17 protein-coding genes, 2 tRNA genes and 1 other RNA gene are annotated in these 20224 nt (G+C 55.1%); 15 read left to right on the top strand and 5 right to left on the bottom strand.

Annotated features, from left to right (window positions below; translation table 11 throughout):
• Positions 1-179: 179 nt before the first annotated feature.
• Positions 180-267, bottom strand: a tRNA-Ser gene (locus tag ACTOVJ_RS05200).
• A gap of 212 nt (positions 268-479) precedes the next feature.
• Here ACTOVJ_RS05200 and ffs point away from each other — a divergent pair.
• From ffs to pdxT, 5 genes are all read left to right on the top strand, one after another.
• Positions 480-575: signal recognition particle sRNA small type (ffs, locus tag ACTOVJ_RS05195), an RNA gene on the top strand.
• Positions 576-817: 242 nt separating this feature from the next.
• Complete coding sequence (locus ACTOVJ_RS05190) at positions 818-3559, top strand: DNA polymerase III subunit gamma and tau (protein ID WP_449503650.1); 2742 nt, start codon at positions 818-820, stop codon at positions 3557-3559.
• The gene (gene recR / locus ACTOVJ_RS05185) at positions 3559-4191 is read left to right on the top strand and encodes a recombination mediator RecR (RefSeq protein WP_449502559.1); all 633 of its coding nucleotides are present in this window, start codon (positions 3559-3561) and stop codon (positions 4189-4191) included. The genes ACTOVJ_RS05190 and recR overlap by 1 nt, the downstream gene beginning before the upstream one ends.
• 221 nt (positions 4192-4412) lie before the next feature.
• Positions 4413-5288 carry a pyridoxal 5'-phosphate synthase lyase subunit PdxS gene (pdxS, locus tag ACTOVJ_RS05180; RefSeq protein WP_449502558.1) on the top strand — a complete coding sequence of 292 codons (876 nt, stop codon included), beginning with the start codon at positions 4413-4415 and terminating at the stop codon, positions 5286-5288.
• Positions 5285-5944: a pyridoxal 5'-phosphate synthase glutaminase subunit PdxT gene (pdxT, locus tag ACTOVJ_RS05175; RefSeq protein WP_449503651.1), complete on the top strand. Its 660-nt coding sequence runs from the start codon at positions 5285-5287 to the stop codon at positions 5942-5944. The genes pdxS and pdxT overlap by 4 nt, the downstream gene beginning before the upstream one ends.
• Positions 5945-6019: 75 nt before the next feature.
• Here the strand turns inward: pdxT and ACTOVJ_RS05170 are convergent, their stop codons facing one another.
• Both ACTOVJ_RS05170 and ACTOVJ_RS05165 read right to left on the bottom strand, forming a co-directional pair.
• Positions 6020-7276 carry a DUF4032 domain-containing protein gene (locus ACTOVJ_RS05170; RefSeq protein WP_449503652.1) on the bottom strand — a complete coding sequence of 419 codons (1257 nt, stop codon included), beginning with the start codon at positions 7274-7276 and terminating at the stop codon, positions 6020-6022.
• A gap of 159 nt (positions 7277-7435) precedes the next feature.
• A complete protein-coding gene (locus ACTOVJ_RS05165) occupies positions 7436-8560 on the bottom strand; it encodes an ABC transporter ATP-binding protein (protein ID WP_449502555.1) in 1125 nt (374 codons plus the stop codon).
• A gap of 222 nt (positions 8561-8782) precedes the next feature.
• On the opposite strand from ACTOVJ_RS05165, the gene ACTOVJ_RS05160 reads away from it, so the two are divergent.
• From ACTOVJ_RS05160 to trhO, 4 genes are all read left to right on the top strand, one after another.
• Positions 8783-10489, top strand: coding sequence for a serine/threonine protein kinase (locus tag ACTOVJ_RS05160; protein WP_449503653.1), 1707 nt, complete (start codon positions 8783-8785; stop codon positions 10487-10489).
• A 66-nt stretch (positions 10490-10555) separates the two neighbouring features.
• Complete coding sequence (locus tag ACTOVJ_RS05155; RefSeq protein WP_449503242.1) at positions 10556-11404, top strand: DsbA family protein; 849 nt, start codon at positions 10556-10558, stop codon at positions 11402-11404.
• Between the two features lie 133 nt (positions 11405-11537).
• A tRNA-Thr gene (locus ACTOVJ_RS05150) sits at positions 11538-11610 on the top strand.
• A 134-nt stretch (positions 11611-11744) separates the two neighbouring features.
• Positions 11745-12647 carry an oxygen-dependent tRNA uridine(34) hydroxylase TrhO gene (gene trhO, locus ACTOVJ_RS05145; protein WP_449502552.1) on the top strand — a complete coding sequence of 301 codons (903 nt, stop codon included), beginning with the start codon at positions 11745-11747 and terminating at the stop codon, positions 12645-12647.
• Positions 12648-12660: 13 nt separating this feature from the next.
• On the opposite strand, the gene ACTOVJ_RS05140 is transcribed toward trhO, so the two are convergent.
• Positions 12661-13329, bottom strand: a complete 669-nt coding sequence (locus ACTOVJ_RS05140) for a uracil-DNA glycosylase (RefSeq protein WP_449502551.1) — start codon at positions 13327-13329, stop codon at positions 12661-12663.
• Positions 13330-13528: 199 nt separating this feature from the next.
• On the opposite strand from ACTOVJ_RS05140, the gene ACTOVJ_RS05135 reads away from it, so the two are divergent.
• The 4 genes from ACTOVJ_RS05135 to groL all read left to right on the top strand — a co-directional run bounded on the left by ACTOVJ_RS05135 (position 13529) and on the right by groL (position 16956).
• Positions 13529-14110, top strand: coding sequence for a biotin transporter BioY (locus ACTOVJ_RS05135; protein ID WP_449503744.1), 582 nt, complete (start codon positions 13529-13531; stop codon positions 14108-14110).
• Between the two features lie 36 nt (positions 14111-14146).
• A complete protein-coding gene (locus ACTOVJ_RS05130; RefSeq protein ID WP_449502550.1) occupies positions 14147-14422 on the top strand; it encodes a DUF3263 domain-containing protein in 276 nt (91 codons plus the stop codon).
• Positions 14423-14445: 23 nt separating this feature from the next.
• The gene (locus ACTOVJ_RS05125; protein WP_449503244.1) at positions 14446-15033 is read left to right on the top strand and encodes a LytR C-terminal domain-containing protein; all 588 of its coding nucleotides are present in this window, start codon (positions 14446-14448) and stop codon (positions 15031-15033) included.
• A gap of 300 nt (positions 15034-15333) precedes the next feature.
• Complete coding sequence (gene groL / locus ACTOVJ_RS05120; RefSeq protein ID WP_449502548.1) at positions 15334-16956, top strand: chaperonin GroEL; 1623 nt, start codon at positions 15334-15336, stop codon at positions 16954-16956.
• Positions 16957-17310: 354 nt separating this feature from the next.
• Here the strand turns inward: groL and ACTOVJ_RS05115 are convergent, their stop codons facing one another.
• On the bottom strand, positions 17311-18543 hold the full coding sequence (locus ACTOVJ_RS05115) for an HD domain-containing protein (protein ID WP_449503654.1): 1233 nt from the start codon (positions 18541-18543) through the stop codon (positions 17311-17313).
• A 135-nt stretch (positions 18544-18678) separates the two neighbouring features.
• Here ACTOVJ_RS05115 and ACTOVJ_RS05110 point away from each other — a divergent pair, with 135 nt between their 5' ends.
• Positions 18679-19455: an SDR family NAD(P)-dependent oxidoreductase gene (locus ACTOVJ_RS05110; RefSeq protein ID WP_449503655.1), complete on the top strand. Its 777-nt coding sequence runs from the start codon at positions 18679-18681 to the stop codon at positions 19453-19455.
• The gene (locus ACTOVJ_RS05105) at positions 19452-20198 is read left to right on the top strand and encodes a lysophospholipid acyltransferase family protein (RefSeq protein WP_449503247.1); all 747 of its coding nucleotides are present in this window, start codon (positions 19452-19454) and stop codon (positions 20196-20198) included. The genes ACTOVJ_RS05110 and ACTOVJ_RS05105 overlap by 4 nt, the downstream gene beginning before the upstream one ends.
• Positions 20199-20224: the final 26 nt, after the last annotated feature.

Below are 20224 nucleotides of genomic sequence, written 5' to 3'. Positions count from 1 at the left end.
CGCCCCGGCGCTCGGGGGCCTGCCGGCCTGTCCCCGGGGGCCCGGGCGCTTCCCCCGCGGGCCCCACTCACGTTGTCCTACATGAACTTGAGATATGAACGGTGAGCGAAATCGTTGACTCTCGATGAATCCGCCCCTATGCAAAACCCGGAGGCCTGGTATCCAAGCCTCCGGGTATTTGGCGGAGGTAGGGAGATTCGAACTCCCGAGGGCTTGCACCCAACACGCTTTCCAAGCGTGCGCCATAGGCCGCTAGGCGATACCTCCACGCGCGCCACAACCGTGGCATGCCCATTTATCCTACGTGTTTTGTGAAGAAAAAGAAAATCGAACCGATGCATTGTTTGTGGTGGAATGTGCCACAAAAGGAGAGGCGCTGCCATGTCTTCCCAGTGCGATAGGCCGCTCTTCCCAGTGCGATAGGCCGCTCATTTTCGCGAATCGCTTGGCGTTACATTGGGAAATTCGGTAACCTGTAGGAAGACTCCTCACGTGGCGTCATCTGATGTAACTCCCCAGGGCAGGAATGCAGCAAGGAAACGTTAGCTCTGGCGGGTGCGTGGGGAGTCCTTATTTTCGGGCGATCCAGATATGAAGACACACTTTTTGTGACATCGCCCTATTCCCCGCACGGCCTTTACACGCGGAGCCGACGCAGAAGCTCTCGAAGCAGCAGATTCACTCGAGCGCACGGTCTTTACGCGTGGAGCCGACCGTAAAATCGCTGAACGATTCGTGGCTGACGCAACGATGCGTACCTACGTCGGCGAAAGTGATCACAATTTTTTGTCATACCCTAACCGGTAGACTAGGGCACGTGAGTATCGCATTGTATCGTCGTTATCGTCCCGAGAACTTCCAGGAGGTCATTGGGCAATCCCATGTGACCACGCCGCTGATGGCTGCCTTAGCATCAGGGCGTACGACCCACGCCTATCTGTTCTCTGGCCCGCGAGGGTGCGGGAAAACTACTTCCGCGCGTATCCTTGCGCGATGTCTCAACTGCGTGGAGTACCCCACCGATACCCCATGCGGGAAGTGCGATTCGTGTCGTGAGTTAGCTCGTAACGGTTCGGGTTCGCTTGACGTCGTCGAACTTGACGCAGCGTCACACGGGGGCGTAGATGACGCGCGCGAGTTGCGTGAGCAAGCGGGTTTCGCACCTGTCCGTGATCGCTTTAAAATTTTCATTATCGACGAGGCACATATGGTGTCGAACCAAGGTTTTAACGCCCTGTTAAAAGTGGTTGAAGAGCCACCCGAGCACGTGAAATTTATCTTTGCGACCACTGAGCCTGAGAAGGTGATCGGTACGATCCGATCGCGTACACATCACTACCCGTTCCGTCTGGTTCCGCCCACTGAACTCGAAGATTATCTTGCTCAAGTGTGCGCGAATGAGGGGATCGAAGCTCCACGTTCAGTCCTCAGCCTCGCTGTACGAGCGGGTACCGGGTCTGTCCGTGACACCATGTCTGTTCTTGACCAACTTATTGGTGGCTCTGAAAATAGTATGCTCAATTATGAGCGAGCAGTGGCTCTATTGGGCTACACATCGGCAACATTGCTTGACGATGCGGTAACAGCGATTGCTAACCGTGATGGTGCGCACCTGTTCAGCGTGGTTGATTCAGTCGTCAAAAGTGGGCACGATCCACGTCGTTTTGTGGAGGACCTTCTCCAGCGCTTGCGCGATTTGGTGATCATCGCGCTCACGGGCGAAACTGCTCGCGATGTTTTCGTCGCCGTCCCTGAAGATCAGTATTCGCGTATGGTGCGGCAGGCAATGAACCTTGGTGCGAGTCGCGCATCGCGTTGTGCCGACCTGGTCAACGAGGCGCTGTCGCAGATGGTGGGTGCCACTGCGCCAAGGCTCCAGCTCGAGTTGCTCTGTGCTCGACTTATTGTCGACGAGGGGACAAATCTGCGTTCTTCCTCTCCTGACGCCGTTGGGGCGGGGATCTCGCAATCATCGTCGAACGTCGGAACGTCGGGGCGTGGGTCAGTTGTACCTCCGCCCGAACAGTTGACGAAATTGAAAACAACTCCGCAAGAGGCTGCACGCACTGCTGCACATCCTCCGCAATCGACGCGCAATCAAGGAATGAGCGCCCCGCAGAATCGGAAGATGCCGCACATACCAGCATCGAGTGCACAGATTGCTCCCCAGGATCGCCCGATGCCGCAGATACCTGGAGAAGATGCTATCGAGCGTCCTCGTCATACTCCAGTGGCACCTGGGCAGGAACAATCAATGCCCGAGAAGACACAGGGGCAGGCCGTTCACGGTGTGCCAACTGAGGCGACACCGCAAAAGAAAACAGCTGTGGATCCATCACGTGCTCTGAATGCAGTTCGTGGTCGCTGGGAGGATGTGCTGGCTGCGGTCAAGAGCACGTCAAAGGTTGCTGGCTCACAGCTTTCGGCTTCTGCTGGGCCGATTGCATTTGAGGATGGAACCCTCGTGATCGGATTCTCTCAGCCTGGATTGGCGCAGGCTTTTGGGCGGCATACGGGGGAAGTCTCTGCTGCAATCGGCAAAGTATTTGGAAAGTCCTTGCCCGTTGAAGCACGTGTAGGGGAACACACTTCGGGCGATCAGAGGGGGAAAATACGTCCTACTGTGTCCGATTCGCAAGAGAAGACGGACGCTGATCTCCCAAAAGGTGAAGCCGCGCAGGCCGCGGCCACTGATCGCGCCAATGACAACACCCATGAAATAGCTCCTCATGGAGACGTTACTGCGGAACACACTGCGCATGAGCTCCCTCTAGCAACATCGGCTGCTGAACAATATCGCGCCTTTTCTGGGGCGGGGCCACTTGGTGAGCCGAAGGATGGTCTTGAAGAAACTGTTCACCCTGAAGACGATCCTGTTTATCACCAGGATCCGAGTCGTGAACCCGAGGTTCGTGACTTGGCAGACCCTGCAGGTGTGCTCGGGACATTGCTCAGTGGTGAAGTGGAATTTGCTGGTGAGGATCATACGCGTGCTTCTGCTCCGATGGGGAAATCCCCGGTGCCTTCGCATACTCCTCCTCCCACCTTAGATGTTCCGATCAGACAAGATCCGATCCATGAGGAAGGGCCTGTTCCTGGCTACGAATACATTCCGCCTGAATTCGAGCCAGCACCCGAAGAAGAATTCGAACCATACCACCCAGCGGCAATGGCAAATGAGACGCCGTTCTATGCCCAAAATATGCCAGAGCCTCCTCCTCAGTCCTTTCCCGCTATCCAGCAGCATTCCAATGCGACGCCTGTGAGGACACCTGCGGTTCCTCATGAGTCGAGCGTAACGGATAATTTCGTTGCTGATACTGTCCGAATGCTAGGGCGCGCGCCTGAATATCAGTCATCACACATGAAACCAGTGACGATCGACGCAACTAGGCTTGCTGTTGCCCACCAGAAGAAAACAGAAGAGCAAGATGACTGGGATGAAGTAACAGATGATGACCCAGAAATCTCCGTTGCTGAAAACGCCGGGGTAAACATTCTGGTGGAAAAGCTTGATGCTCAAATCGTTGAAGAAATCCCGTTTGAGGAGGCACACTAATGGCCGGAGTCTACGATGGTGCAGTACAACAGTTGATTGATGAACTCGGACGTCTGCCTGGCGTTGGCCCGAAAAGTGCCCAGCGCATTGCGTTTTATTTGCTTGAAGCGGAAAACACAGAGGTCGAAGCGCTCGTCAGTGCCTTGCAGGCAGTCAAAACAAAGGTTCGTTTCTGTTCAATTTGCGGCAATGTCACTGAGAGCGATATCTGCTCTATTTGTTCCGATCCGCGCCGGCTTGATTCCGTGATCTGCGTGGTTGAAGAAGCAAAAGATATCGTCGCGATCGAGCGCGCTCGCGAATACCGCGGTCGCTATCATGTGCTCGGTGGAGCTATCGATCCTATCGCCGGTATTGGGCCAGATCAATTGAGAATTCGTGAGCTTTACTCTCGTCTTGGCTCTGGCGAGGTAAAAGAAGTCATTCTTGCCATGGATCCGAATGTGGAAGGCGAGGCCACAGCCACATACTTGTCGTTAAATCTTGCGCATATGGGAGTAGTCGTTTCGCGTCTGGCTTCGGGATTGCCTGTTGGCGGTGATCTGGAATATGCAGATGAAATGACGATCTCTCGTGCGCTTGAAGGCCGAACCCGATTAAGCGAGCCAGCAACGCTGCCGTCGGTAATCTGAAACGCCGTCGGCTTCCTGCCTACGTGCAAGCTGGGAACACCCACTATTGGCAGTACTCGACATACCGCCTGCGTCCCGACCCTAAGGCTGCGCATCAGGAAGGAACACAAGCGAAAACTTGCAGGGCATGAGCGAAAAAAGTCACGTATAGTCTTGTGCGGAAGTCAGCCCGGCGTACCAGCGTGGGCACGGGCACACACTGTCAACAGTAAAGTGAGATTATGGCCAACTCCCGTTACGAACTGAATAAGCAACTTGCACAGATGCTCAAAGGTGGCGTCATTATGGACGTCACGAATGCCGATCAGGCACGCATCGCCGAACAAGCCGGAGCATGTGCTGTGATGGCACTTGAGCGTATCCCGGCAGATATTCGTGCGGCAGGCGGTGTCTCGCGTATGAGCGATCCGCGCCTGATCAAGGAAATTCAGCAGGCCGTATCGATCCCCGTTATGGCGAAGGTACGCATCGGACACTTCGTGGAAGCCCAGGTGCTCCAGGCGCTCGAAATCGATTACATCGACGAATCCGAAGTACTTTCGCCGGCAGACAACGTCTACCACATCGACAAGAACACCTTCGATGTGCCGTTCGTGTGCGGAGCCAAAGACCTCGGTGAAGCACTTCGCAGAATTGCTGAAGGAGCATCGATGATCCGCACGAAAGGTGAGCCTGGCACGGGCGACGTCGTTCAGGCAGTGACACACATGCGTCTGATTCAATCACAAATCCGCCAAGTTGCGGGGTTACGTGGTGACGAAGTGTTTGAGTATGCCAAGCAACTAGCCGTTCCTGTGGAACTGCTTTGCCAGGTCAAGGAAACGGGCAAGCTTCCGGTGGTGAACTTTGCTGCCGGCGGTGTGGCTACTCCAGCCGACGCTGCGCTGATGATGCAACTTGGAGCTGAAGGGGTGTTCGTTGGCTCGGGTATTTTCAAGTCTGGCGACCCTGCAAAGCGCGCGTCCGCAATCGTGAAGTCTGTGACTAACTTTGAGGATGCGGCGTTGATCGCTGAGCTCTCCGAAGACCTCGGTGAAGCAATGGTCGGAATCAACGAGTCTGAGATTGATCTCCTCATGGCGGAGCGCGGTAAGTGACCGGCAAAACAGTAGGGGTTCTTGCCGTTCAAGGTGCGTTCATTGAGCACCGACGTCGGCTAGAAGAACTCGGCTTACGTGCAGTTGAACTGCGTCAAGCAGCAGACGCGCATCAATCGCTTGACGGCCTGGTGCTACCTGGCGGAGAGTCAACAGTCCAGAGCAAGCTCCTACATGAGCTGGATATGTTTGATCCGCTAGCAGAGGCCATTGGCGGTGGAATGCCGGTATTCGGTACGTGCGCCGGACTGATCCTGCTGGCGCAACACGTGATGAACGGTCCAGTGCCCGGGATTGACGGCGCACAAGCAGCGATGGAAACGAGCTCAACCGTGGAGGTCAACGGCTTCTCAACGATGCCGGTGACAGTAGTGCGTAACGCTTACGGACGCCAGCTGGGGAGCTTCCGCATCGACGATGGCCTTTACATTAAGAACGATGATAGCGGGACACTGCAGAATGATCCGGTCATGATCCCCATGACCTTTATCCGAGCACCTCACATTGCCCGACGGGGTGAGGGAGTGGACGTCATTGCGCAATTGCCGAACGGCACGCCCGTGGCGGTGCGCTACGAGAATCAAATAGGAGCCACATTCCATCCTGAACTTGATTCTGACCTGCACATATATGAGGCCTTTGCCCAGATGTTATAGAATGCGATTTCTACTTGAGATCCATGCAGTTGGTGGGTGGGAGATTCCATAAGGAAATCTCCCACCCACCAACTGTCACTCCATGATTAAAGGAATCGTGGTGGTCTCGGTCTGCGGGATCAATGCCTGCTCATCTGGCCGGTGTACAAGCACGTCATTGATATATGACTCGATGACATCCTTCATTGGCACGTCATGGCCTGCCTTTTCAGACATGTACCAGCGATGTTCAAGTACCTCATGGAAAATCTCGGCACGCTGGAGTTTTCCTGCCAGCTCGCGTGGAATCGCATTGACGGTGGGCTCGAATACTTCCGTCATCCATTGATGAGCCACCACGGAGAGCGGAAGCGAATCGCGTCCTGTGAGTGTGCGATACGAATCGAGATCATTCATCATGCGCCGAGCCTGTTGCTCTTCAACATCCATTCCAGTCAATCGCATGATTTGACGTGAGTAGTGCCCGGCATCTACCACCATCGGTTGAATCGAAAGCTGTGTTCCACCAATATCAGTGGACATCGACATCTCGCCGACATCGAATCCGAGCTGATTGAGCCTGTTGATCCGCTCGTCCACACGCCAACGATCGGATAACGAGAAAGATTCTGCTGCAGTCAGCTCCGCCCACAGCGCATGGTAGCGCTCTTCAAAACGGTTTCCGACGGCGATCGCATCGAACTCTTCGTCCAGAATTCCACCGGCTTGGAGATCCATGAGTTCACCGATGATATTTGTCCGTGCAACATCGATATCGTAGGCGCGTTTGCGCGGCGAAAGGTTCGCCTCAAGCTCGCCCGTTTCTGCATCGACGAGATAAGCGGCATATTCCCCGGCATCGCGCCGGAAAAGTGTATTCGACAGTGACACATCGCCCCAGAAAAAACCGATGAGGTGTAAACGCACCATCAGTACGGTGAGCGCGTCGGTGAGACGATTGACAGTCTCAGGCCGCATTGAGGACTGTTGAGAAAAAATTGCGCGGTACGGCAAAGAGTATGGCAGGTGGTGCGTAATCAACACAGCGTTGAGAGGGTCACCAGCGTCGTCGTAACGGCCAGTAATAACAGCGAGTGCATCGACACAGGGCGCATCAATACGATCGAGATCGCGAAGCATCTCGTATTCGTGATGTGCCACTTCTTCACCGATTTCTTTGATCGCGATGATTTCGCCTTCGAGGTTGACGAACCGGACAACGTGACGAGAGATGCCTCGCGGAAGTGTTGCGATGAGTTCTTCAGGCCACTCTTCGAGCGGAATGTTCCACGGCAGATCGAGTAACGCTGGCACAACTTTTGCCGACGTAATCTGAAGCGCCTTTGGTGGCATTCGCAGATCCTTTCTTTGCGGTCTTGAGAACCTCAGTCTACTCGCCGACGCCGGTGGGACGGGTTCTCACGGGTTGAGCGTGGCAAGCATTGCCGCACAAGTCAGGGGGTCGGTGCTGGAATAGCACCGACCCCCTGATGAGACACGATGAGACTTTTCTCAGTCACCTAGGCGAACGCCTGAGGAGGCTGCGAAGAAGTGTGCATGATCAAGCTGCGGACGCAGGTACACAATTGAGCCGGGCAGCGGGTTCATCGTCGGAGGTGTACGCACGGTGACGATGTCCGAGTTGTCGCCAGAGCCAAAGCGTTCAGCTTCGCGCTCTTGTCCAACGATGTGACCATGGACGTAAGCATCCGAACCTAGCCCTTCAACGAAGGTTACCTTCAACGGGATTGACTGCTCAGCTTCGGACACGACGTCGAACGCTTCAGGGCGCAGACCCACGATGATCTTGCCATTATCCTCAGCGGTGACGCCTGCTGCGACGTTGGCCGGAACAGGAATCGACGCATCACCGAAGCGAGCAACGCCGCCGTCAAGTGTCCACGGGCCAAGGTTCATTGCCGGTGAGCCGATGAAGCCTGCGACGAAGGCGTTTGCTGGACGTGAGAACATTTCTGCCGGAGACGCCACTTGCTGGAGCACACCGAAGTTGAGCACTGCAATGCGATCACCCATGGTCAGAGCTTCAGTCTGATCGTGGGTCACGTATACGGTGGTGATGCCGAGTTCTCGCTGGAGCGAAGCGATCTGGGTACGGGTCTGCACACGCAGCTTCGCATCCAGGTTCGACAGCGGTTCGTCCATGAGGAACACTTGCGGTTCGCGCACGATGGCGCGCCCCATGGCCACGCGTTGGCGCTGACCACCTGACAGCGCCTTCGGCTTGCGCTCAAGGTATGGAGTGAGATCGAGAATCTCTGCGGCCTTCGCCACGCGCTCCTTAATCACGTTCTTGTCTACACCAGCGATTTTCAGAGCGAAGCCCATGTTCTCGCCAACGGACATGTGCGGGTAGAGTGCGTAGTTCTGGAAGACCATAGCGATGTCACGATCTTTAGGGGAGACGTCGGTGACGTCGCGATCCCCGATGAAGATCTTTCCGGAGTTCACATCTTCGAGGCCTGCAAGCATACGCAGAGCGGTTGATTTGCCCGAACCCGAAGGTCCAACGAGAACCAGGAACTCGCCGTCGGCAATATCGAGGTTCAAAGAATCAACTGAAGGAGTGGTGTTTCCCGGGTAGACGCGGGTAGCGTTTTGATAAGTAACGGTAGCCATTGCTGGTCCCTCCACCGGCAGGTACGTGCCGGACGATCCGAGTGAAAGGTGCCTATATATAAAGACACGATGCCCACGTCGGTGTGGACACCGTGTTGATTATTTCACAGCTTTGCGTATTGGTCTACCTCAGAGCCTCCATTATTTCGCAGTGTTTCGCCGTGCCATCACATTTCATGGGCGATAGGGCAAAATGAGAGAAGTAACTGGGGAGGGGTGATCGTGGAACGCACGGAAATTGGCGGCTATCAGCTTGTTGAACGCATCGGTGTCGGTGGCATGTCGACGGTGTACGAGGCCGTCGATGGAGGTGGCACACGGGTCGCATTGAAACTTCTTCATCCTGCGCTTTCGGCTGACCCCGCTGCCCGAGTGCGCTTGAAGCGTGAGGTTGCAATGCTTCAACGTGTGCGCGGGCCTTATGTTGCGCAGATTCTTGACGCTGAAACTGATGACACCGACGTCTTTATCGTCACTGAGCTGATCGACGGACCGACTCTTGACGACGACGTCGCTCAACAAGGAGTGTTCACGGGGGACGATCTTGCGCAACTTTCACGAGAGCTTGGACAGGCGTTGGAATCGATCCACGCTCAAGGCGTTCTTCATCGAGACATTAAGCCGTCGAATGTGATGCTCGGACGCAACGGGCCAGTGCTCATCGATTTCGGTATTTCTCAGCTGGGTGATGATCTGCGTCTTACTCAGACTGGTTCTCTGACCCACACGCCTGGATGGGCGGACCCTCGAGTGATTCGCGGTAGCGCGCCGGATGAACTGGCAGATTGGTGGTCGATGGCTGCGGTGATGGCATTCGCTGCGACGGGGCGACCGCCTTTCGGGCGCGGTAACACTTCGGCTGTGATGAACCGTGTGCTTGCGGGCGAAGCAGATCTTTCGGGGCTGCCGGATCGCCTCGTCGCTGTTTTTCGTGCTGCGCTGTCGCCGAACGAATCGGCGCGGCTGTCGTATGCGACGCTTCAAAAAGCGCTTGATGATGACGATTTTGCGCCAATGATTCCTGTCGTTGAGAGTGCCGAAAGAGCCGACGACGTGGTGCTTGGTGGCGAGGAGGCAGTCGACGCCGAGCCAGCGCCGATCGTTGAGCCGACCGCTATTGTAGAGCGTCCAACTGTTATTGAGCCTCCCGTTGTGCGTGAGTCCGCACCCGTCGTCGAGCCAACTCGTGTGATGACGATGCCCACGGAACAGCCGATTGCTTCCTCTCCGCGTCGTCCACTTGTCTCGTATGCTCCACAGGGGGACGACGTGCCGGTGCCGCAGCCGATGCCGCAGCCGGTGCCGCAACAGGTGCCGCAGCCGGTGCCGCAACAGGTGCCGCAGCCGATGCCGCAGCCGATGCCGCAGTGGATGAAGACTCCACGAACATTTCCGCTCTTCTTCTTCACCGCAGGGACAACATTGGCGCTGATTGGTGGGGTGTATCCGTGGATGACGATGTTCGCAATGGTGGCCGTGTTCTGGTGTGCCGATATTGTGGGGGACACCCGCGAAGAGCTCCATGACAGACGCTACCGTCATGGAGGTCCCTATGCGGGAGAATCTGTACGTTCTGTCCTCCGTTTACCGTGGGTGATGGTGACGGCGACGTTGAGATTATTGATGTCCGTATTGGTTGGCGGAGGAATTGCCATGGGCGTTGGTTGGGTGATGACGCGAATGGATGTGGCAAGGTCAAGACCCCTATATTCTGCTGTCGTCGGACTTGCTATTGTGCTCATCTGGACGTTTGCCGCGTCTCGCAAGGCAAGAGAAGGCTCACGTTATATGATGGAATCTGTCACTCCGACCTCCGGGTATCGGGCATTGTGGGTGGTTTTTGCGATAGCGGCAGCCGCCGGAGCGTTTGTTTTCTGGGGGAGCGGAACGACAGTCAACCTCGCTCCTATCGGACGAATTCTTTTCTAGGTTAAACTTTCAACTGATACTTGCAGATGTAGCTCACGCATCGGCGTTGGGGCAAGAAAGGACACCATGGCACCCAAGCAAACTCCCGGAACTACCGCGGTCAAACTCTCCAAGGAAGAGCGTCGCGCCGCTGCGCGAGAAAAGGCGCGCGCGCTGAAGGAAGCTGAGACTAAGCGCGCCCGCCGAAACAAGATCGTCGGCATCGTCGTCGCAGCTATTGTCGCGGTTGCAGTGATCGCAACCGCGTATATGGTGTTGACGTCAAACACAGGGGAAGCAAAGTACGGCGGTACAGCGCGTGCACTCGAAATTAAGAACGTCGATAAGGACTACGGCATCACCGTCAATGCGAAGGGTGAAGCGGGAAAGAAAGTTGACGGTAAGCCAGAAGTGGCAATCTACTCAGATTTCCGTTGTCCGTTCTGCCAGCAGCTTGAGCTCCAGAACAAGGATGCCATTAACTCCTACAGCTCAGAAGGCAAGGTTGGCTTCAAATTCTACCCCGTCAATATTCTCCACCAGCCGTTCTCTGCTACTGGAGCTGCTGCCATGTTCTACACGGCAACGTACGCACCCGAAATCGCACGTCCAATGTTCGAAGCTCTGATGGAACAAGGCGCGAAAACCGCTGAATCCTCCGCTGAACAGGCAACTCCTGAAGATATCCGTGAGGTTGCCAAGAAACTTGGCATGAAGGACAAGGATCTCGAAGATCTGGCTGCAACGATCACATCAAAGGAATGGGCCGAGTATGTGACCAAGGCGACCCAGGCATTTGGTGAGAAGGGCTACAACGGCACTCCGACTGTGACTGTCGACGGTAAAAAGGTCGACGTCAGGATTGACCAGTTCGCACAGATGCTTGCAGATGTCAGCGAGGGCAAGGCAATTCCTGAGGCCCCTGAGCAAGGCTGATCGCAATTTTGTATGAGCGAAAACGTTGATAAATAGCCAGATATTTATCGACGAATGAGACGAGGAACGCATAACTAGCGTTCCTCGTCTCATTCTGGCAAAATATTCCCGTTGGCTAGACCACCTAGCCTGCGCCTCCTTAGCTCAGTTGGTAGAGCATCTGTCTTGTAAACAGAAGGTCGTCGGTTCGAGTCCGACAGGGGGCTCTCTTTTTGCTTGAAATACCGCCACTAAGATTTTTTCACCAAAGAAGTGCCCGGACATTTATGATGAAATTGTTTTAGCGGACGAGATAGTGCGCTCGCCTTCGTTCCCGACGCCGTAATTTAAGGGAGAGAACATGACCGATTCAAAAGTGCTGCTGTTTTACAAGTTCGCGCCTCTGCCAGATCCACTTGCAGTGAAGATGTGGCAGAAGAGTCTCTGCGAGAAGCTGGGATTGCGTGGTCGTCTCCTGATTTCCCAAGATGGTATTAACGGAACACTTGGTGGCACGGTTCAGGCGTGCAAGGCATATGTCAAGGAGCTGAAGAGCTATCCGCCATTTGCCGATGTTGATATGAAGTGGTCTGAGGGAACCGGTATTGGTGAGGACGGCTTTTCGCGTGATTTTCCGCGTCTTTCGGTCAAGGTGCGTGATGAAATTGTGGCATTCGGTGCTCCTGGTGAACTTAAAGTTGGCCCCGAAGGTGTGATTGGTGGCGGTGTTCATATCAAGCCTGAGGAAGTTGAGAACCTCATCGATGCGAACCCGGATCTTGTCTTCTTCGACGGGCGCAACAAGGTGGAGTGGGAGATCGGCCGATTTGAAGGCGCCGTCGTACCTAATACCACCACAACGCATGACTTTATCGCCGAGCTCGAATCAGGCAAGTTTGATGACATCAAGGACAAGCCAATCTTGACGTACTGTACGGGTGGAATTCGTTGTGAAGTGCTCTCGGTCTTGATGAAGAACCGTGGGTTCACCCAGGTCTATCAGCTCGACGGTGGTATTGTCCGTTACGGCGAAAAGTTTGCCAACTCTGGACGCTGGCAGGGTTCGCTGACAGTATTTGACAACCGTGAGGTCGTGGATTTCGACGGCGAAGCAACCAAGCTCGCCCAGTGCCACACCTGTGGTGCGCCGGCGGGGCGTCTGCATAACTGCGATGAGCCTTCGTGTCGCACGCGTATGCCCGTGTGTGAGGATTGTGTGCAAAAAGCAGCGTTCTGCGACGAGCACCTCAGTGTGAGTGCCTAGCGTTTGTTGCTTTTCAGCGGCTTAAATCCCAGTTAATCGGCTCGGCACCCTGCTCCATAAGCAGGGTGTTTGCGCGTGTAAATGGGCGGGATCCGAAGAACCCTCGCGAAGCTGACAGTGGTGAGGGATGCGGCGAGGCGATAATCGGAACTCCGCTGAGCAGCGGAGAAAGTTCTTGTGCTTGTTTGCCCCAAAGGATCGCTACCAGTGGGCGTCCACGCCGTGCCAGTGCGCGGATGGCGTGGTCGGTGATGCGTTCCCAGCCTTTTCCGCGGTGGGATGCTGGAGCCCCTGGCGTGACAGTCAATACCCTGTTCAAGAGCATTACTCCTCGTTCGGACCACGGCGTGAGGTCACCATTGGGTGGCATTGGCACGTTAGTGTCGGCGACGAGCTCCTGAAAAATGTTCGCAAGACTGCGTGGAAGTGGGCGTACATCGGCATTTGCTGAGAAGCTCAATCCGATCGGGTGTCCGGGAGTGGGGTAGGGGTCTTGGCCCACGATCAGTACCTTTACCTCGTCGAAAGGGTATGTGAACGCGCGGAGAACGTTGGCTCCTTGTGGGAGGTAGCCGCGACCAGCCGCATTTTCCTTGCGGAGAAAATCACCCATGGCATGAATGTTGTCTTCGATGGGTGCTAGTTCACGTGCCCAGCCGGGATCGATGTTCGTGATGCTCATGGACTTAGTGTAGCGCCCGGTGTGTGCGTTGCTGTTGAGGAATTTTCTTCCCGACGTCGGAGATTTGTTTATGGAGTATGCTCCATTGGGACGTTGTTTCGGTAACGTTCGCGTGCTCTCGTACTACTCGTAACTTACGGTGCAGTAACTTGGATGCGAAGAGCATATTTGGTTCATATCCGAAGGAGATCAGGTGGCTATGACAACATCGACGTCGATCATCACAAACCCTATCCGCATGAAAGCGCTTCCTGTGGTGCAGTCAGTGGTGCTCATTGCCGCAGCAACAGCGCTCATTGCACTTGCTTCGCAAATAAAAATTCCGGTGGGGCCGGTTCCGATCACTTTGCAAACTCTCGTGATCCCACTTGTCTCGCTTGCTTTAGGATTCCGACGAGCCGTCGTCACCACTATTGTCTACATCACGATAGGCCTAGTGGGTGCTCCTGTTTTTGCTGGGGGTCTCGGTGGTACGTCGATTCTTTTCGGGGCAACTTTTGGTTATCTTCTGGGAATGGTTGGCCAGGCGGCGATTACCGGGTGGATGTCTGATCATGGCGTGACGTCGGGGTGGCGTTATGCGGGCGGAATGCTTGGCGCGTTCAGTGTGCCGTTCGTGCCAGGGCTGATATGGTTGGCTGTTTTCTTGGGCGACGGCGCAACATGGGCCACCGTTCTGAGTGTTGGGTTGGTGCCCTTTGTGCCAGGTGAGCTTATCAAAATGGTGTTTGTGACAGTGTCGCTTCCGACTCTGCGCGCATTTAGGCGAATTGCTAGATGATCAATGCTGTCAGAGAGTCGCGATACAGTAGTGAATATGGCGAAGCAAAACTCACTGCCCGACGACGAACGTGGCTTGTCTGAAGAAGAGATCGCTATCCTCGACTTTGAAAAAGGGTGGCGCAAGATCGCCCGCTCAAAAGACGCGGCGATCCGACACACGTTTCAGCTCGCTCCGTTTGAATATTATCTTCGTCTTGCTGATCTTCTTGATGACCCTCGAGCCTATGCTCGTGAACCTGTCCTTGTGGCTCGCTTGAAAGAGCTGACGTGGAAAAAGCTTGCAGAACGCGACAATGGTTCGCATCGTTAGCTCAGCACGGTAAGATCTGCATCGTGAATACTTATCCTGAAGACGAATTCGATAGGCTTGCCCGCGAGCGCGGCTCGCTCGGTGCTCATCGCGGTCCGGAGGTGTCGCTGCGTAAATGGTGGATCGCCCTCATTGCAGTCGTGATTGTGATGCCGTTGCTCGGTGCTGCTGTGGGGCACTTTTATTCCACCTATGAATCATCGCCGGTTTCGTCTGCGGTGAGTGGGAAACCCAGCCAAGCTCCGTCGGCGACGGCTGTCCCGTCGGCATCGGTTGCTCCGTCGGTATCTGCGCCTGCCGCGAAAGCGACCCCCTCACCTGCTAAAACTGAGTCTGCCCAGGTTGCGGATAAAACGATCTCGATTATGTTGCTCAATGGCAAGGGTGTGAAAGGGTACGCGGCTGAACAGGGTAAAGTGCTCAGGGCTGAGGGGTACACCAACATTGAGGTGGGGAACTATTCGAAGGGTGCTCCGGCACAAACGACTGTCTACTATCGTGATTCGTCTGTCAAAGCTGCTGCGGAACATGTGGCTCAAAAACTTGGCGGAACAGCGGTAGAGTCTGTGGCTGCTGTGGGGGCGGGCCAGATTGTGGCGGTGTTGCGCTAGAAGATGAATGACAATGAGGGTGCCTCTGGCACCCTCATTGTCATTGCTGCGGGTATGTTGAGCGCGCGAGTGACGGCAGTGTCAGATGTGTATCGCTCGCGGTGAAATAGGGAAACATAGCGCCACAATTCGTTTGCACTCATAGGCCGTGAGTGCCAGAATTGGTCTTGGCACTCGACGTCAACGAGTGATAAAACTACCGGCCAGTGAGGCGTCGGAAGTGGTGGGAAATGAACGCCACTGCCGTCGTCGTCCGTCGCGGGCACTGGGTGGAATCATCCCTAGTGGAGGAATGTAAATATGTCGAAGATCATCGCATTTGATGAGGATGCACGCCGTGGTATGGAGCGAGGCCTGGATCTGCTCGCCAATACGGTGAAGGTCACCCTTGGCCCTAAGGGTCGCAACGTCGTGTTGGATAAGAAGTGGGGTGCGCCCACCATCACGAACGACGGCGTGTCGATCGCAAAGGAAATCGAGCTTGAGGATCCGTACGAGCGTATCGGTGCGGAGCTGGTGAAGGAAGTTGCCAAGAAGACGGATGACGTTGCAGGCGACGGCACCACCACCGCAACCGTTCTCGCTCAGGCGCTCGTGAAGGAAGGCCTGCGTAACGTTGTTGCCGGCGCCAACCCGATCGCACTGCGCAAGGGCATCGACAAGGCTGTGGCCGCAGTCGTGGCCAAGCTGCATGAGAATGGCAAGGAAATCGAGACCAAGGACGAAATCGCTGCTACTGCTGCTATTTCGGCTGGCGATGCGGAAATTGGCTCGCTCATCGCTGAGGCTCTGGACAAAGTGGGTAAGGAAGGCGTTGTGACCGTTGAAGAGTCCAACACCTTCGGCACCGAGCTGGAGATCACCGAAGGTATGTCCTTCGATAAGGGCTACCTTTCGCCGTACTTCGTCACCGATGCAGAGCGCCAGGAAGCTGTTCTTGAAGATGCATACGTGCTCCTTGTTGAGTCCAAGATTGCCAATATCAAGGACATGTTGCCGTTGCTTGAGAAGGTGATGCAGTCGGGCAAGCCGCTCGTCATCATCGCAGAGGACATTGAGGGTGAGGCGCTGGCTACCCTCGTTGTGAACAAGATCCGTGGCACCTTCAAGTCGGCTGCTGTGAAGGCACCGGGCTTTGGTGATCGCCGTAAGGAAATGCTCCAGGATATGGCAGTGCTCACTGGCGCTACCGTCATCTCCGAGACCGTTGGTCTCAAGCTGGAGAATGCGGATCTTTCCATGCTTGGTACCGCACGCAAGATTGTTCTGACCAAGGACAACACCACCATTGTTGATGGTGCTGGCTCGAAGGAAGATCTCGATGCTCGCGTTGCTGTGATCAAGTCGCAGATCGAGAAGTCCACTTCGGACTACGATCGTGAGAAGCTGATGGAGCGCCTCGCGAAGCTCTCTGGTGGCGTTGCTGTGATCAAGTCTGGCGCTGCAACCGAGGTGGAACTCAAGGAGCGCAAGCACCGCATTGAAGATGCGATCCGTAACGCGAAGGCTGCTGTGGAAGAGGGCATCATCTCTGGTGGTGGTGTGGCTCTGATTCACGCTGCTGACCAGGCTCTGGAGAACATCGAACTTGAGGGTGACGAAGCTGTCGGTGCGCAGATCGTGCGTGTGGCTGCTTTGGCTCCGCTCAAGCAGATTGCTGAGAACGCTGGCCTCGAAGGCGGCGTCGTGGCAGAGAAGGTACGTCACCTCCCCACTGGCCACGGCTTGAATGCGGCAACGGGCGAGTACGAGGATCTTCTTGCTGCTGGTATTAATGATCCGGTGAAGGTGACTCGTTCAGCTCTTCAGAATGCTGCATCGATCGCTGGTCTGTTCCTGACCACCGAGGCTGTTGTGGCTGACAAGCCGGAACCGCCGGCACCGGCAGCTCCGGGCGGTGAAGATATGGGCGGCATGTACTGATCGCATCAGACATTGTCGTGAATTGAGATCGTAAGCGCGGGGGAGACCTTGGCGGTGATCTGATTTCATCAATGGTGAGGGCGGCGGATGAAAATCCGCCGCCCTCACCATATTCGTGCTCTGAAGAAGACAAAGTGATGTTGATGTCAAGCGCTATTGCTTGTTGATTGACTAATTTTCACGGAAGGACGAAAATATCTTCATCATTCTAGACCAGATTAATGAGAGTGATCGTCCCGTTTTTCCAGCGCATTACGATCGGTATGTTGACCCGGAAGTTGGCCGTAAGATGCAACGAATTGCGTGTGCATCGAGGAAAACGAGCGGGCGAAGCACATCGAATTTGGGTGAATCTTAAAAACTATCTTCTACCGAGTCTGCTTTTTCCATCGTCGAAGTTTGCGCTGAACTACTCCTGTCCTTCGCCACGTCAGCCTTGCGGGCTTCTTTTGCGCAGCGACGCTTTGACGCAATGATATCGAGAGTATCGCGGGCGATCTTTTCACGTTTAACAGCTTCGGCTTCTGGCCCTGACAGAACTGTAGGCTGGACTCCTGGCTCGAAAGAATCGTCTGGATCTTCGAGCGTCGAACGAAACTCTTCGGCGGTTAAACGCCTGAATGGAACTATGTGAGGTACCTCGTCGGCACCGCCGTCGGCGTCGAAATTTTCGTCATCTTCAGGCTCGGACTGAGCTAGCAACTGCGCAGTTAACGCATTGCCGACCTCGTCGTGTATTTTCGGTGCAGATGTTGTCGACTCCTTGGTGGTACGTGTGCTGGTATTGCAGGGTGATTCGGATTCGTTGATGAGAGGAAAATACGTGGTATCGCTGACCGCCGATTCATTTGCTTCAATGAACGCCTTGATACGTTCTAGTTCGGCGGTGGCATTCTGACGTGCATTGAGTTCCCAATCAGCGGCAAGTGGAGAGATAAAGAGGCGCTTACGGGAAAGCAAACGGGTGAGGATCCGTGAGCGTGCACGATAATATGACACGTCGTCCACGCCTGCGTATTCCTCGCGAGTCAGGGCGTTGTACTTTTTATAGCGCTTAGGATCAGATGCCAGAACACCCAAGTGGGCGTCCCGGAGAGCAATTTGGTCAGAATCAACCGCATCAAAGGTTGAGGTTTCTCCTAGTTGCTGGGAAAACGATGAGTGACGGTGGTGCAGTGATGTGATCAGCGTAGCAATAGACTCACAAGTTGCTTGCGGAATACCGAGCTGTGCGAGATCTTCACGGGCGACGGCTGCACTAGCAAGCTCATCCTCGCCGCCGTTGTGAGCATAAACGGCGTGATCATCAACAGAAAAAACGACCCCGTGATACCACGTTGCGAGGCAGATGCAATCGGGATCGCGAGTTTCGGGTGCCAGGGTATCGATGCGAGTGAGCATATCCATGACATGCGTCATGTTATGGACCTTACGATCGGGGGTAGACCAAATCTCAATCAGAGCACGGCACGCATGAGCGAGTTCTTTTGCGTGAGCATCAGCACCGACATTTATTGCACTACGCACGAAGGAGCGGATCACCCAATCGGGAACCGCCGCAGTTGCGACTTTTTCGTTTTCGAGCACCCCAGCAGTCTAGCGGGTGATGTGTGAACCGGCGAAGTGGAATTCAGCTTTTGATGGTGTGAAAATCACTGTGAAGTCACTTCCCACAGACCAACTAAGCCACAACTGGCTGGCCTAATGTTTTACATTAGATGGGTGGATACTTTTCGTAAAAGACGTGCTCTCATTACCGGCGGCACTTCGGGCTTAGGCTGTGAGTTCGCTCGCCAGCTTGCGCGACGTGGTTTCGATATTGTGCTGGTCGCTCGCGATGAGGAGCGTCTTGAGCGCACTCGGGGGGAGATCGAGACCCTCGGTGTCGATGTCGAAACTCTCAGTGCCGATTTGTCAACGCCCGATGGCGTTGAGATGGTCAGTGAACGTTTGAAAGCTGATCCGCACGTGACGTTCTTCGTCAATAATGCAGGCGCGGGTCTCTACGCCAAACTTGCGCAAGCCGATTACTCCCAGTTTTTAGCAGGAGCCCAGTTGATGGCTCTCGCACCGATGCAACTCGGAGGCGTTGCTGCGTCGGTGATGAAAAAGCGCGGCTCGGGTGTCATCATCAATACGGTGTCCATGGCCGCTGTCGCTCCCATGGGGTCGTATTCGACGGTCAAAGGCGCTTTCAAAATGTGGTCAGACTCCCTGGCAATTGAGCTTTCCGGCACCGGGGTTCATGTTGTGACGTTTATGCCTGGCTGGGTTCATACGGAGTTCCATGCGCGCACGGGGGTGTCAAATTCCTCGATCCCATCGTTTTTGTGGATGCAGGCTCCCGACGTCGTCGCTGCAGCGCTCGCCGACGTCGACGCTGGGCGTACCTTGTCTATCCCGTCTAAGCGATACAAAGTCCTTGGGTTCCTCGCACAGCACGCCCCGCGTTCGCTTGTTGCCAAGGCCGTGCGCAAACTGAATAAGGGGCGTCGATGAGCGAAAACCAGCGCAGGAAACTCCATCCTCTTGACAGCTATCACTCTGGTGCGAAGCGTAACCAGCGCAAGGCCGTGCGCAAACTTGTGACGCGTCCGGTGATCAATGCATTGTTGAATGCCACAGTGTGGGGATCAGAAAACGTTGAGGGGCTTGAGGGTGCCTATATTTGTGTGGGCAACCACTCTTCGCATCTGGATGCTCCGATGGTGTTTTCCTTACTTCCAGAGTTTATGGCCGAGCGTCTGGCGACAGGAGCCGCAGCTGATTATTTTTATCGCCGCAAGGGGATCTCAAAGCTCACCTCGATGTTTTTTAATACCTATCCCATCGAGCGAAAAGGAAAATATCACGGGCCGAATGCCGGGCGTGCTGCCGGAATGACAGGCCGACTTCTGCGTGACGGTGTCCCGATCTTGATTTTCCCTGAAGGAACACGATCGCGCGACGGCCAGATGGGGCAGTTCAAGCCAGGAGCGGCGGCGCTGGCCATCAAGACTCATGTCCCGATTATCCCGTTGGGGCTTGCAGGCGGGCACGACGCGATGCCTGTTGGACGTTTCTTACCGAAGTTGGGGCGACCGCCGGTCAGTATGTATATCGGAAAGCCGATGTGGGCATTGCCAGATGAAGAGCCAGAGCAGTTCATGGCTCGCGTTCAAACACATATTGAGTCGATGCTTGTCAGCCGTTCAGCCAATCCCGAAATGCTGGGTGAAACTGGTGGCGGCGAGTGCGCATGATTGCGTACTCGCCGCCGGGGATAACG

Source organism: Arcanobacterium sp. (ex Cirak et al. 2026) (genome assembly GCF_053585065.1).
This window is presented reverse-complemented; position numbering and strand designations above follow the sequence as displayed.

What these genes read in the sequence shown, in the direction of transcription:
- groL (WP_449502548.1), top strand. Translation starts at nt 15,334, where the DNA reads ATGTCGAAGATCATCGCATTTGATGAGGATGCACGCCGTGGTATGGAG.
- ACTOVJ_RS05155 (WP_449503242.1), top strand. Translation starts at nt 10,556, where the DNA reads ATGGCACCCAAGCAAACTCCCGGAACTACCGCGGTCAAACTCTCCAAG.
- ACTOVJ_RS05165 (WP_449502555.1), bottom strand. Translation starts at nt 8,560, where the DNA reads ATGGCTACCGTTACTTATCAAAACGCTACCCGCGTCTACCCGGGAAAC.
- ACTOVJ_RS05130 (WP_449502550.1), top strand. Translation starts at nt 14,147, where the DNA reads ATGGCGAAGCAAAACTCACTGCCCGACGACGAACGTGGCTTGTCTGAA.
- ACTOVJ_RS05105 (WP_449503247.1), top strand. Translation starts at nt 19,452, where the DNA reads ATGAGCGAAAACCAGCGCAGGAAACTCCATCCTCTTGACAGCTATCAC.
- trhO (WP_449502552.1), top strand. Translation starts at nt 11,745, where the DNA reads ATGACCGATTCAAAAGTGCTGCTGTTTTACAAGTTCGCGCCTCTGCCA.
- pdxS (WP_449502558.1), top strand. Translation starts at nt 4,413, where the DNA reads ATGGCCAACTCCCGTTACGAACTGAATAAGCAACTTGCACAGATGCTC.
- ACTOVJ_RS05135 (WP_449503744.1), top strand. Translation starts at nt 13,529, where the DNA reads ATGACAACATCGACGTCGATCATCACAAACCCTATCCGCATGAAAGCG.
- recR (WP_449502559.1), top strand. Translation starts at nt 3,559, where the DNA reads ATGGCCGGAGTCTACGATGGTGCAGTACAACAGTTGATTGATGAACTC.
- ACTOVJ_RS05170 (WP_449503652.1), bottom strand. Translation starts at nt 7,276, where the DNA reads ATGCCACCAAAGGCGCTTCAGATTACGTCGGCAAAAGTTGTGCCAGCG.
- ACTOVJ_RS05140 (WP_449502551.1), bottom strand. Translation starts at nt 13,329, where the DNA reads ATGAGCATCACGAACATCGATCCCGGCTGGGCACGTGAACTAGCACCC.